Genomic DNA, 12,798 nt, shown 5'->3' with positions numbered 1-12,798 from the left:
CCGAAAGCGACAGCGTCCCCACCGAGCGCAGCGCGGTCTTGGTCGCCGGGGTCCGGGGTGGTAGGCGGATCAGCGGTGCGTGAAGTTCGGCGAACGCTTCTCGCGGAACGCCGCCATCCCCTCCTTCTGATCGGCGGTGTCGAAGAGGGAGGCGAACGTCTGCCCCTCGAAGCGCAGCCCCTCGGCCAGGGTCGACTCGAGAGCGACGTCGAGCGAGGCCTTCGCCGCGTACAGCGCGGGAAGCGGCTTGGCGGCGATGGTCTGCGCGACCTTGTCCGCCTCGTCGAGCAGCTCGGCGGCCGGCACGACCCGCGAGACGAGCCCCGCACGTTCGGCCTCGGCGGCGTCGATCATGCGCCCCGTCAGCACCATCTCGGCGGCCTTGTAGTACCCGATCGCCCGCACGAGTCGCTGCGTACCGCCGAGCCCCGGGATGACGCCGAGCTGGATCTCGGGCTGCCCGAACTTCGCACGATCGGATGCCAGGATGATGTCGCACATCATCGCGAGCTCGCACCCGCCGCCCAGGGCGTATCCCGCGACCGCGGCGATCACGGGAGTCCGCACCGCGGCGAAGCGCCGCCAGGCCCCGAAGTGGTCGGTCAAGGTCATGTCGAGCCCCGACTTCGTCTCCATCTCCTTGATGTCGGCACCGGCCGCGAACGCCCTCTCGGAGCCGGTGACGACGATCGCCCCGATGTCGGGAGACTCGTCGAACGCCGTCGCCGCGGCGACCACCTCGACCATCGACCGCGTGTTCAGGGCGTTGAGCGCCTCGGGACGGTCGAGGGTGATCCACCCGACCCGCCCGCGCTGCTCGACCCGGATCGTCTCGTACTCGACGGTGTGATCGGCCATGCCGCTCCCCTCGTGGTGTCCTCCTGGCATCGTCGCACGCCCGTCCGACATCGCCGAGGGGGTTCCGCTCACGGCCCGGTCGCCGCACCGCTCTCTCGCAGCGCCTCCCGCAGCGCTCGAGCCGACGGGAATCCCGACAACCGCGCTGCTTCCTCGATGGATGCCGCGACCGCCGGATCGCGTCCGGACAGCAGCCGTGTCGCCACGCGCAGGCGCTCCTGCCGGATGCGCCGCTGGGGCGAGTCCCCGGTATCGGACAGCAGCTTCGAGACGTATCGCCGGGACAGGTTCATCCGGCGCGCGAGGGCCTCGACAGTGAAGTCGGGGTCGGTCGCGTACTCACGGATGAGCTGGTCCGCCTGTGCAATGGTGCGGTCCTTCGCTGAGGAAGCCCCCCCCCCCCCCCCCCCCCCCGGACCTGTTGAGGCGGCGCTCGACCAGGAGGGCGGCGGCGGCGTGCTCCGTCGCCTGCCGCATCAACGACAACACCGGCTCGTCGATCGGTTCTTCGCTGTTGAGGAGGGTGATGAGCATCGAGGTCAGCGTGGTCCACGCGGCCGTCGGACGCCCGCTGCCCTCATCCACGTGGATGCCATTCGTGTCGGCGATCCACTCGTGGTCGGCGTTGCTCACGACCATCTCGGCCCACGCAGCTCCTGTCGTCGTCTCGAACGCGAGCGGTCGATCGGCGGCTGCGAGGAAGAGCCCGGGGGGCTCTACGGAACCGAGCGACCCCTGCAGCGCCAGGACCAGGCGAGCGCGACTGTTCGGGCCGATGGCAGCGTCGCATCTCATCGCCGCGCCCGAGTGCCACACGCGCCGCAGCACCCCGTCCGGCGTCACGAGTTCGTCGGAAAAGACGCGGAGCGGCAGCTCGACGGGTTCAGCCCGCCATCCGCGATCGGCGAGCCACGTGGATGCCACCTCCCCCTCGGCATACACGTGGCTGACCTCGCCAGCCCGCCGCGGCGCCACGGCAGACCGCCGAGGGGAGAGGACGGTGACGTGCATGGGGGGATGGTGCCCACGCACACGAGGAGCCGCGCCGCGGGAGCCCGGAAGTCTCGCCCCATGAATCCCGGGATTTCACCAGGCGAACCGGATGCCGATGGCGGCGAGCCCCCAACGACACGTCCAGCCGGCGTCGCCGATGGGAACACCCCATCCGCGAATGACGCGGATGCCCCGTCCTGGCCCGCGCGCGCCCCCCGAACGGGCCGAAGGTGACAGGTGCCCTTCACCCGAACTAAGGAGCATCATGAGCACTGACTTCACCGAAGACCCCGCCGGCGTCGACCGTCGCACGATCATGGCCGGAGCCGCGTGGACCATCCCCGCGATCGCCCTGGCAGCAGCGGCTCCAGCGCAGGCGCTGTCCGGACCTGTCTCTCTCGCATTCGACAAGCCGTCATACGCCGGCACGCTGTGCTCCGCCATCAGCGGGGCATATGTCACCGTTACATCATCCGGAGCTCCCATGGGTCAACAGAGCGTGACCGTCGCGGTCAGCTCCGGATTCGCGTTCGAAAACGGCCTATCGACATACTCGGGCGTAAGCGGGTCGGACGGCAAAGTCGCTGTGCCGACAGTCCTCGTCAAGACGGCGAGCGCCACGGGAACCTTGACCGCGAGTGCCTCAGGAGTTTCGGTGTCATCGCCGCTGACCGCGCCTGCGGCAACCACCACTCAGACAGGTCGATATCGTTCGTTCAACGGTTCTGGCGCGGAGAATAGCGGAGCGGCGGGTAGCTTCTCCGTTCCTACCGGTGCCCGGGTTGTCGGCCCTTTGTCCACGCTCGATCCGGACGGAACGCTGCGCCGGCTCGGAGGTCAGGCCGCCACCAATGTCACCTCCGCCGTAGCTGCCTGGGACCACACGGGCGAACTCGCGATCACGTACGTCTACGGCAGCAAAGCTGCATACAAGCTGTGGGACACCAACGGAAACTTCTACGCCCCGGCGAGTGGAGACTTCGCGACGGTGAACCCGGGGGCACTCGCCGTCGGTCCCCGCATGACACTGGACACCACTCGCGTCTTCCGCCTGTTCCTCATGTCGAACCAAGCGCCGACTGGGGTCACATCTGCGGTGGGCAGCTGGTACAGCACGGGCGAACCAAACGCCACCTACGTTTACGGCACGAAAGCCGCGTACGGTCTTTGGGGTACAGACGGCACGTTCTATCCTCCGGCAAGCGGAGACTTCGACACTGTCGATTCCCGCACGCGAGCGGTCGGACCCCGGATGATCCTCGACTCCACCGGAGCGCTCCGACTTTCCGGGAGCCCGATTTCGTCTGGCGTCACTTCGGTCGTCGGCGAGTGGAACAACAGCGGTCAGCTCACCGCCACCTATATCGACGGGACGGGCGGCCATTATCGCCAGTGGCAGTCGAACGGCACGCTTATCTCTTCTGCAAACGTTGATTTCAAAGTCACCGCCGGAGCGAAAGTTGTGGGCCCCCGAACCACTCTCGATTCCAGCCAGGTCCTTCGGTACCTCGAGAGTCAAGTTGACACGGGGGTTTCCTCGGCCGCTTCGACGTGGACGACGACGGGCGATGTGCAGATCACCTATGTGAATGGGGCGTGCTGAATATCACGCCCGAAAGGCGACTCCCGCCGGGGCACGAGGTGCAGCTACGGGGGTCTTCCGGCCGCTGAAGTCTCAGCCCGCCGCGACCCCGAACAACGCGCCGACCGCGTACGTCGCACCCAGCGCGAGCGCGCCGCCGATCACCGTGCGCAGGATCGCACGGCCGCGGCGCGCTCCGCCGATCCACGCGGCGAGGTACCCCGTGACCGCGAGCGCGACGAGCACCGCGACGAAGGTGAGCGGCACGCGAACCTCCACCGGTGCGAGCAGGATCGTGAGCATCGGCAGGATCGCGCCGACCGTGAACGCCACCGCCGACGCGAGCGCCGCGGCCCACGGGCTCACCACGTCCTCCGCGTCGATGTTGAGCTCGACCGCGAGGTGGGCTTTCAGGGCATCGGATGCCGTGAGCTCGGTCGCCACGCGCTTCGCGGTGTCGCGGGTGAGCCCCTGCGCCTCGTACAGGCCGATGAGCTCGGCGAGTTCGGCCTCGGGGTCCTCCGCCAGCTCGCGGCGCTCCTTCTGGATGAGCGCGTGCTCGCTGTCGCGCTGGCTCGACACCGACACGTACTCTCCGAGGGCCATCGAGATCGCACCGCCGACGAGGGCCGCGAGACCGGCGATCAGCACCGGGCCGACCTCGCTCGTGGCGCCCGCGACACCGACGACGACCGCGGCCGTCGAGACGATGCCGTCATTCGCGCCGAGGACCCCGGCTCGCAACCAGTTCAGTCGCTGCGCGAGTCCCTGGCGGTGGGGTTCATCGGGATGAGTTCCGGCGGGCGAATCGGTCACGCGATCAGGTTAGTCGCGTGGGGAATCGCATCGATCCGATCGGTCACATCGCGGCATCCCGCCCGGTCTCTTCCCGTCCCGTTCACCGGATCGTCACCATCGGCCGACACAGTGGAGCGACCGGCGCCCCCGCACCGGCCGTTCCCCCTCATCCCCCGCAACCGAGGACACAGCCATGCCTTCGACGTTCCTTCGTCGCGCCGTCGCGTTCACCGCGACGACCGCGGCGGTGTGCGCGCTCGCCCTCTCGAGCGCGACCGCGGCTTCGGCCGCCATCGTTCCCACGCCCGTCTCCGACAGCGCGCCCGGCGCGGCAATCGGCCTCACCCCGGTCGGCTCCTACGACACGAACGTGTTCAAGAAGTCCGCCGCCGAGATCGTGCAGGCGTACCGCGACCGCCTGTTCGTCGTGAACGCGCAGGCCGGCGCCGTGACCGTGCTCGACAACAGCGACCCGTCGAAGCCGACGAAGCTGTTCGACATCGCGTCGGACGGCGTCGCCAACTCCGTCGCCGTCCGCGATGACGGCCTGGGGGTCGTCGCCTTCGAAGCCGCGAACAAGACCGCGCCCGGTCACCTGATGTTCTTCGACGCCAACAAGGACGACGCCGCCAGCGCGAAGCTCGGCGAGGTCACCGTCGGGGCTCTCCCCGACATGGTCACGTTCTCCAAGGACGGCACGTACGCCGTCGTCGCGAACGAGGGCGAGCCGGACGACAAGTTCACTGTCGACCCCGAGGGTTCCGTGAGCGTCGTGCCGCTTGCATCCACTCTCTCCGCTCCCGCGCAGACGGCCGTCAAGACCGCCGGCTTCGGCGCGTTCGAGCAGGGCGGCTCGAAGACGCTCGACCCGAAGGTGCGCGTGTTCGGCCCCGACGTCGCCGCGCCCGACCAGGGCTCGAAGCCCCTGTCGGCGAACCGCGTCGCGCGCAACCTCGAGCCCGAGCACATCACCGTCGACGGCACCGTCGCGTACGTCGCGCTGCAGGAGGCCAACGCCATCGCGACGGTCGACCTGACGAAGGCGGAGGTCACCGGCATCCTGCCCCTCGGCTACAAGGACTGGGGCGCCAGCGGTCTGGACACGAGCGACAAGGACGGCGGGATCAACATCCGGTCGGTTCCGGGGCTCAAGGGCCTGTACATGCCCGACGGCATCGCCTCGTACTCCGTGCCGGTCGCGGGCAAGGCCACGACCTACCTCGTCACCGCGAACGAGGGCGACGGCCGCGAGTGGGGCAGCTTCACCGACGAGGCCCGCATCAAGGACCTCGGCAAGAAGGACCTCGCCCCGATCTGCGCGACGTCGCCGCTCGCGGGCCGCTCGGCGGATGCCGACCTCGGGCGCCTCAAGGTCGTCACCGACCTCGGCAAGACCACCGACGGCTGCTACAGCGAGCTGTACGCGTACGGCGGCCGCTCGTTCTCGATCTGGGACACCAAGGGCGCGCTCGTCTTCGACTCGGGCGACGACTTCGAGCAGAAGCTCAAGGAAGTCGCGCCCGAGCTGTTCAACGTCTCGAACGACAACAACACCGTCGACGACCGCAGCGACGACAAGGGCCCCGAGCCCGAGGGCGTCGCGATCGGCGTGGTCGACGGCCGTACCTACGCCTTCATCGGCCTCGAGCGGGCGGGCGGCGTGATGGTCTACGACATCACCGACCCGAAGAACGCGACGTACGTCACGTACGTGAACAACCGCGACGCGTCCGCGAACGTCGAGTCGGCCGCGGCCGGTGACCTCGGTCCCGAGGGCCTCACGTTCGTGTCGGCACTGCGTTCGCCCACGGGCGTTCCGCTGCTGATCACCGGCAACGAGGTCTCGGGCTCGACCACCGTCTTCGAGGTGCGTCCGACGCAGCCGAAGACCCCCGACCTGCAGATCCTGACGATCAACGACTTCCACGGCCGCCTGCTGCAGGAGACCGGCGGGGTGGCGGGCGCGGGCGTGCTCGCCGGCGCGGTCGAGAAGTACCGCCAGCAGAACCCGAACACGCTGTTCGTCTCGTCGGGTGACAACATCGGCGCGAGCGCGTTCGAGTCGTTCATCGACCAGGACACCCCGACGATCAAGGCCCTGAAGGCCGCGACGCTCGATGTCAGCACGGTGGGCAACCACGAGTTCGACCGCGGCTTCGCCGACCTGACCGACCGGGTCATCCCCGCCTACGGCGGCAACACCGGCGACTTCAGCGACTTCGCGCTCGGCGCCAACGTGTACGAAAAGGGCACCAAGACCCCCGCCCTGAAGCCGTACACGATCAAGGACGTCAACGGCACGAAGGTCGCGTTCGTCGGCACCGTCACCGAGCAGACGGCCGGCATGGTCGACCCGTCGAAGATCACCGACATCGAGTTCGGCGACCAGGTCGAGGCGGCCAACCGCGAGGCGAAGAACGCTCGCGCGGCCGGCGCCGACATCGTGATCCTCCTCGCCCACGAGGGATCCGAGGGCACCGACTGCGCCAAGATCGCCACCGAGTCGGGAGACTTCGGCGACCTGGTCCGCAACACCTCGAGCGACGTGGATGCCATCGTCTCGGCGCACACGCACCAGAAGTACGCGTGCACCATCGGCGGGCGCTCGGTCATCCAGACGGGGCAGTACGGTACGAACCTCGGCACGCTCGACATCGACCTCGACGGCGCCGGCAAGCTCGTCTCGATCACGCCCGGCGTGCGGTCGCTGTACGACTCCACCGTCTCGCAGTGGGTCGCGTACCCGCAAACGGACGTCGCCAAGATCGTGGCGGATGCCAAGGCCACCGCCGATGTGAAGGGCCAGGTCGAGGTCGGCAGAATCACGGGCGACATCAAGCGCGCGGTGAACGGCACCGGCGGTGAGGACCGTGGCGCGTACTCGACCCTCGGCAACACCGTCGCCGACGTGTACCTGTGGGCCACGAGCGAGAACCCCTCCTTCAACGGCCAGGACGCGCAGATCGCGTTCATGAACCCCGGCGGGCTCCGCGCCGACCTGCTCTACGGAACCGACAACGGCTCGGTCTCGTACCGGGAGGCGGCGAACGTGCAGCCGTTCGGCAACACGCTCGTGACGCTCTCGCTCACCGGCGCGCAGCTGAGGGAAGTGCTGGAGAAGCAGTGGCAGCCCGCGGACGCGTCGCGTCCGGTGCTCGCTCTCGGCGTCTCGAAGGGCTTCACGTTCGAGTACGACCCGACGGCGGCGAAGGGTTCGCGGATCGGCTCCATCGCGCTGAACGGTACGCCCATCGACCCGGCAGCGTCCTACCGCGTCGTGACCAACTCGTTCCTCGCGGCGGGCGGCGACAACTTCGGCACTTTCGCGCAGGGCACCGGCAAGGCCGACTCGGGTCAGATCGACCTGCAGGCCACGGCGGACTTCTTCGCCGCGAAGGGCACGGTCGCACCGTCCCCGCTCGGCCGTGCGTACCTGAAGGGCACGCAGCCTGTCGACGAGGGCACCGGCCCGACCCCGACCCCGACGCCCGACCCCTCCGCGTCGACGACGCCCACTCCCACGCCGACCCCGGCGTCGACGTCAACGCCGGGCGCGACGGCCGGTCGCCCGGGTTCGCTCGCCACGACGGGCACCGAGCTGCCCTGGGGCCTCGCCCTCGGCGGAGCGTTCCTGGTGGTCGCCGGTGGCCTGGCCTTCGTCCTGCGCAAGCGCCGCACGGTCTGACGCTCCGGCCCGGCAACGGCCCTCACCCTTCGGGTGGGGGCCGTTCCGTTTCGCGTGAGGGGGTCAATTTCTGTCGCTTCGCGGCTCGCAAGGCGACAGAAATTGACCCCTCACGCAGCTAGAAACGCCGGAGCAGCGCGGCCAGGGCCTGGCCTCCCCCGATGCACATCGTCACCACGGCGTACTCCAGGTCGCGGCGCTGGAGGTCGAGGGCGGCGCGGACCGTCAGGATCGCCCCGGTCGCCCCGACCGGGTGCCCGAGCGCGATCGCGCCGCCGTACGGGTTGACCTTCTCGGGATCGAGGCCCGCATCGCGGATCACCGCGACCGCCTGCGCCGCGAACGCCTCGTTCAGCTCGATCACGTCGACGTCGGCGGGCGTGAGCCCGGTCTGCTCCCAGAGCCGCTGCAGCGCGAGGACCGGGGCATACCCCATGATCTCCGGGTCCACGCCCGCGGTCGTCACGGCTTCGAGGGTCGCGAGGCCGGCGAGACCGCGCTCCCGCACGTCCTCCTCGCGCATGAGCACGGTCGCGGCCGCTCCGTCATTGATCCCCGACGAGTTGCCCGCGGTCACGGATCCCTCCGCAGCGAACGCCGGCCGCAGCCCCGCGAGCACCTCGAGGGTCGTGCCGGGGCGCGGGTGCTCGTCCGTCGTGACCTCGACCGGCCGCTTGCCGCCGGTCGTCACGGGCACGATCTCCTCCGCGAACGCCGCACGGCTGGCATCCAGGGCCGCCCTGCGCTGGCTCTCGACGGCGAAGGCGTCCTGCTCGGCTCGGGACACGGAGTATCGGGATGCCACGGTCTCGGCGGTCGTGCCCATGTGCCGGCCGCTGAACGGGTCGGTGAGGATCGCGAGCGTGCCGTCGAGGAGTTTCCGGTCGCCGAGCCGCGCGTTGCCTCGGGCGCCGTACTCGAGGAACGGCGTGCGCGACATGCTCTCGTCGCCGCCCGCGACGACGACATCGACGCCGCCCCAGCGCAGCTCCTGCGCGCCGGACCAGATCGCCTGCAGCCCCGACCCGCACAGGCGATTGACGGTGAAGGCGGGCACCCGGGTGGGCAGCCCCGCGGCGAGCGCGACGCGGCGGGCGTTGTAGGCGTCGGGTCCGTTCTGCGCGATGCAGCCCATGATCACTTCGTCCACGGCATCCATCGACACGCCCGCGCGCTCGAGGGCGGCCGAGACGGCGATGGCGCCGAGCTCGTGCGCGTCGACGCCGGAAAGAGCTCCACCGAAGGAGCCGATCGGCGTCCGCGCCCCGGCGACGAGCACGATGCGGGGCGGGGTTCCGGTTGCTGCGTTCATCCTGGCCTCCGTGCACGACGTCGTGAGGCGTTCAGCCTACGCGGCGGGACGGGGCGGGGCCGGTCCCGCGCCCCCGCCTGGCGCCCCCACCCCGCGCCCCCGCCCGGCGCCTCCGCCCCGATCGCCGAGACTGCACGCCCCTGACAACTCCACTGCACGCTGCAACCGAGATGTCAGGCAGATGCAGTCTCGCGGTCTAGGGCCGCGACGCAAGGGTCGCGGTCTCGGGCCGCGACGCAAGGGTCGCGGTCGAGAGCCGCGCGCGAGGGTGGCAGCCGCGCGCCGGGCGGCGTAATCTCCGCGGCATGGACGCGGTGATCCGCACGGTGGGGCTGCGCAAGTCCTACGGTCGCACGAACGCCCTCGACGGTCTCGACCTCGAGGTGACGGCAGGGCAGATCCACGGCTTCCTCGGCCCGAACGGCGCCGGGAAGTCGACGACGATCCGCATCCTCCTCGGCCTCGCACGGGCGACCGGCGGGACCGTATCGGTGTTCGGAGACGACCCGTGGCGCGAGGCGGCGCGCCTGCATCGCCGCATCGCCTACGTCCCGGGCGACGTGAACCTCTGGCCGGGGCTGTCGGGCGGCGAAGCCATCGACCTGCTCGCGCGGCTGCGCGGTGACGGACGTTCCGTGGCCTACCGCGACGAGCGGGCGCGGCTCCTCGAGGCGTTCGACCTCGACCCGCGCAAGAAGGGCCGGTCGTACTCGAAGGGCAATCGGCAGAAGGTGGCGCTCGTCGCCGCGTTCGCCGCGCCCGCCGACCTGTTCGTCCTCGACGAGCCGACGAGCGGACTCGACCCGCTCATGGAGGTCGTCTTCCAGCGCGAGGTGCGGCGCGTCCGCGACCGCGGAGCGACCGTGCTGCTGTCGAGCCACATCCTGTCCGAGGTCGAGCAGGTCTGCGACCGGGTCAGCATCATCCGCGCCGGCCGGGTCGTCGACGACGGCACGCTCGACGACCTCCGGCACCTCACCCGCACGCAGGTCTCGTTCGCCGACGCGGGCGGCGACCTGCCGACCCTGCCCGGGGCGCACGAGGTTCAGCGACGCGACGGGCGCGTGCACCTCACCGTCGACACCGCCGACGTGGCATCCCTCCTCCCCGCGCTCGGCGCGTTGGGAGTCCAGGCGCTGCGCGTCGAACCGGCGTCGCTCGAGGAGCTCTTCCTCCGCCATTACGGGTCGAAGCCGTGACCGGATTTCGGCTGCTCCTGCGGGCGCGCTGGCGACGGGATGCCGTGCAGCTGACGATCTGGATCGCCGGCGCCCTGCTGCTCGCCGCATCGGCGGTGGTCGGGGTGCGCGGGACGTTCCCGGACGAGACCGACCGCGCCACGCTGCTGGCCACCGCGGTCGCGAACCCCGTGGTCCTGCTGTTCCGCGGCCTGCCATCGGGGACGGGCGAGGGCGCGTTCACGGCGTTCCTCATCCTGCCGTTCGTCGCGCTGCTCGCGGCGCTGATGAGCACGTTCCTCGCCGTGCGCCACACCCGCGGAGACGAGGATGCCGGCCGCGCCGAACTCATCGCCGCCACCCCGGCGGGCCGGGTCGTCCCGCTGGTGGCGACGGTGGTGCACGGCATCCTGGCGAACGTCGTCCTGGGGGTTCTCGTGACCCTGGCGTACCTCGCGATGGGGTTCGCCGGGGGCGGGAGCGTGCTGATGGGGGCCGCCTCGACGCTGACCGGCGTCGCGTTCCTCGGGGTGGGGCTCGTCGCGGCGCAGGTCGCGGCATCCGCGCGGACGGCGAACACGATCGGCGTGTGGGCCGTGCTGCTGAGCTACCTCGCGTGCGGCCTCGGGAACGCCCTCGGTACGCCCAGCGCCGACCTGCAGCGGATGACGAGCGCGCCCCTGGCGTGGGTGTCGCCGTTCGGGTGGGCGGAGAACACGCGCCCGTACGACTCGAACGCGGCCGGGACGCTCGCGCCGTTCGCCGGGGTCATCGTCGTCGCGCTCGTCGCGGCCTTCGCCCTGTCGAGCGCCCGTGATGTCGGCGGTTCGCTGCTGCCCGCGCGCCGGGGACACGCAACCGCCAGCGCCGCGCTGTCGGGACCGATCGGTCTGGTGTGGCGCGAAGCGCGGGGCTCGCTCCTCGGGTGGACCGTCGGCGGGGCGATCGTGGGCGTGATGTCGACGCGACTCGCGGCCGCGATCTCCGACATCGGCGACTCGATCGCGTCGGTGCAGGCGCTGCTTCAGGCGCTCGCGTCGCAGGGATCGCTCGCGCAGGGCGCCGTCGAGGTGTTCTTCACCCTGGCCGGGGTGCTGGCGGCGTGCGCCGGCATCCAAACGGGTCACGCGCGCCCGGCAGGATGAGGCCGCGGGCCTCGCGGAGCCCGTGCGTGCGGCGGGCGTCGGACCGGTGCGGTGGGTCGCGGCGTACCTGGTCGTGGCGGTGGTCGCCGTCGTCGCGTGCCTCGCCGCGGCGACCGCGGGCGCGGCCCTCGGCCAGCTCGCGACCGACGCCTCGCAGACCGATCTGATCCGGGATGCCGCGGTGGCGGCGGCAGGCCAAGCGGTGGCGGCTCTGACGCTCGTCGTCGTCGCCGCGCTGGTCGTCGCGGTCGCTCCCCGGCTGTCGCTGCCGGTGGGCTGGGCGCTGGTGGGCGTCGCGACCGTTGTGGGGCTGTTCGGTCCCCTGCTCGGACTCTCGGATGCCGCGGTCGACGCGTCACCCTTCGCCGCCGCACCCCGCATCGACGGGGATGCCCTGGATCTCCGCGGCGGCGCCTGGCTGGCCGTCGCGGTGGTCGCCGGGGTCGCGCTGCTCGCCGTGACGGCGCGGCGCCGCGAACTCGCCCCGGAGCGGTGAGGTGCCGCGAGGTCGTCCCGGGGCGAGGTCCGTCCCGGATCGCCGAGACTGCACGCGCCTGACAAGCCCACTGCAACCTGCAACCGAGATGTCAGCCGGATGCAGTCTCGCGGCCAACGGCCCGCGCGCCTACCCCCAGGTCTCCAGCGTCGGCGGGATGGATGCCAGGGTCGCCACGGCCGCGTCGCGGTCGGCGCGGGCGAGGGTCAGTGCCGCCACCACGAGCGACGCGCACACGGCGGACAGGGAGTCCACGGCATCCGGGGTCAGGTCGGGACGCCGGTCGGCGACGGCAGCACGGATCGCGGCGCGCATCTCGGCGGCGTACCCCGACACGAGCGCGCGGACCTCGGCGTCGTCCGACGCCAGGGGCGAAGACCCGGCGTTGAGCAGCAGGCAGCCGAGGCGAGCACGCGGGGTGTCGGCGGCGATGGCGGCGCGCATCTCCTCGACGTACGCCTCGAGCGCGCCGGGGTCGCCGCCGCCGAGGGGCCGGAGGCGCGTGCGCACGACGTCGTCGAGGTACGCGCCGAGCACCGCGTCGAAGAGGCCGCGCTTGCTGCCGAAGGCGTTGTACAGGCTCGACCGCGTGAGTCCGGTCGCGTCCTCGAGCTCGGTGATCCCCGTCTCGGCGTACCCGCGCTGCCAGAACACGTCGCGCGCAGCGTCGACGACGGCGCGGCGGTCGAACGTCGGCATCCTGCCCATGGGTTTCCTTCTTCCCGGTCGAGGACTATATTAGACCGGTCGT

At 70.9% G+C, this 12,798-nt stretch carries 11 protein-coding genes; 5 read left to right on the top strand and 6 right to left on the bottom strand.

The window, feature by feature from the left end; all coding sequences use genetic code 11:
* Positions 1-69: 69 nt before the first annotated feature.
* The 3 genes from RKD05_RS08340 to RKD05_RS08330 all read right to left on the bottom strand — a co-directional run bounded on the left by RKD05_RS08340 (position 70) and on the right by RKD05_RS08330 (position 1,869).
* Positions 70-858 carry an enoyl-CoA hydratase-related protein gene (locus tag RKD05_RS08340; RefSeq protein ID WP_424709320.1) on the bottom strand — a complete coding sequence of 263 codons (789 nt, stop codon included), beginning with the start codon at positions 856-858 and terminating at the stop codon, positions 70-72.
* A 68-nt stretch (positions 859-926) separates the two neighbouring features.
* Positions 927-1,151, bottom strand: a complete 225-nt coding sequence (locus RKD05_RS08335; protein ID WP_424709319.1) for a hypothetical protein — start codon at positions 1,149-1,151, stop codon at positions 927-929.
* A gap of 46 nt (positions 1,152-1,197) precedes the next feature.
* Entirely contained in the window at positions 1,198-1,869 is a 672-nt protein-coding gene (locus RKD05_RS08330; RefSeq protein ID WP_424709318.1) for a hypothetical protein, read from the bottom strand.
* A 247-nt stretch (positions 1,870-2,116) separates the two neighbouring features.
* Here RKD05_RS08330 and RKD05_RS08325 point away from each other — a divergent pair, with 247 nt between their 5' ends.
* The gene (locus RKD05_RS08325; protein ID WP_424709316.1) at positions 2,117-3,454 is read left to right on the top strand and encodes a hypothetical protein; all 1,338 of its coding nucleotides are present in this window, start codon (positions 2,117-2,119) and stop codon (positions 3,452-3,454) included.
* A gap of 72 nt (positions 3,455-3,526) precedes the next feature.
* Here the strand turns inward: RKD05_RS08325 and RKD05_RS08320 are convergent, their stop codons facing one another.
* Positions 3,527-4,249: a VIT1/CCC1 transporter family protein gene (locus RKD05_RS08320; RefSeq protein WP_424709315.1), complete on the bottom strand. Its 723-nt coding sequence runs from the start codon at positions 4,247-4,249 to the stop codon at positions 3,527-3,529.
* Positions 4,250-4,424: 175 nt separating this feature from the next.
* Here RKD05_RS08320 and RKD05_RS08315 point away from each other — a divergent pair, with 175 nt between their 5' ends.
* On the top strand, positions 4,425-7,916 hold the full coding sequence (locus tag RKD05_RS08315) for a choice-of-anchor I family protein (protein WP_424709313.1): 3,492 nt from the start codon (positions 4,425-4,427) through the stop codon (positions 7,914-7,916).
* Between the two features lie 118 nt (positions 7,917-8,034).
* Here RKD05_RS08315 and RKD05_RS08310 read toward each other — a convergent pair whose 3' ends face one another.
* Complete coding sequence (locus RKD05_RS08310; RefSeq protein WP_424709311.1) at positions 8,035-9,228, bottom strand: thiolase family protein; 1,194 nt, start codon at positions 9,226-9,228, stop codon at positions 8,035-8,037.
* Positions 9,229-9,533: 305 nt separating this feature from the next.
* On the opposite strand from RKD05_RS08310, the gene RKD05_RS08305 reads away from it, so the two are divergent.
* From RKD05_RS08305 to RKD05_RS08295, 3 genes are read left to right on the top strand one after another with little or no spacing between them, the layout of a single operon-like run.
* Positions 9,534-10,427 carry an ATP-binding cassette domain-containing protein gene (locus RKD05_RS08305; protein WP_424709309.1) on the top strand — a complete coding sequence of 298 codons (894 nt, stop codon included), beginning with the start codon at positions 9,534-9,536 and terminating at the stop codon, positions 10,425-10,427.
* The gene (locus RKD05_RS08300) at positions 10,424-11,551 is read left to right on the top strand and encodes a hypothetical protein (protein ID WP_424709307.1); all 1,128 of its coding nucleotides are present in this window, start codon (positions 10,424-10,426) and stop codon (positions 11,549-11,551) included. Before RKD05_RS08305 ends, RKD05_RS08300 begins: the two co-directional genes overlap by 4 nt.
* 22 nt (positions 11,552-11,573) lie before the next feature.
* Positions 11,574-12,047 (top strand): hypothetical protein, encoded by a 474-nt coding sequence (locus RKD05_RS08295; protein ID WP_424709306.1) that lies wholly within the window; start codon positions 11,574-11,576, stop codon positions 12,045-12,047.
* 129 nt (positions 12,048-12,176) lie between these two features.
* On the opposite strand, the gene RKD05_RS08290 is transcribed toward RKD05_RS08295, so the two are convergent.
* Positions 12,177-12,755: a TetR/AcrR family transcriptional regulator gene (locus RKD05_RS08290; protein WP_424709304.1), complete on the bottom strand. Its 579-nt coding sequence runs from the start codon at positions 12,753-12,755 to the stop codon at positions 12,177-12,179.
* Between the last annotated feature and the right edge of the window lie 43 nt (positions 12,756-12,798).

Origin of the sequence: Microbacterium sp. SLBN-111 (assembly GCF_049739645.1) — a bacterium.
In the GTDB taxonomy this organism is placed as follows: domain Bacteria; phylum Actinomycetota; class Actinomycetes; order Actinomycetales; family Microbacteriaceae; genus Microbacterium.
Note: the sequence above shows the minus strand (reverse complement) of the source record. Positions and strands in the feature narration are given on the sequence as shown.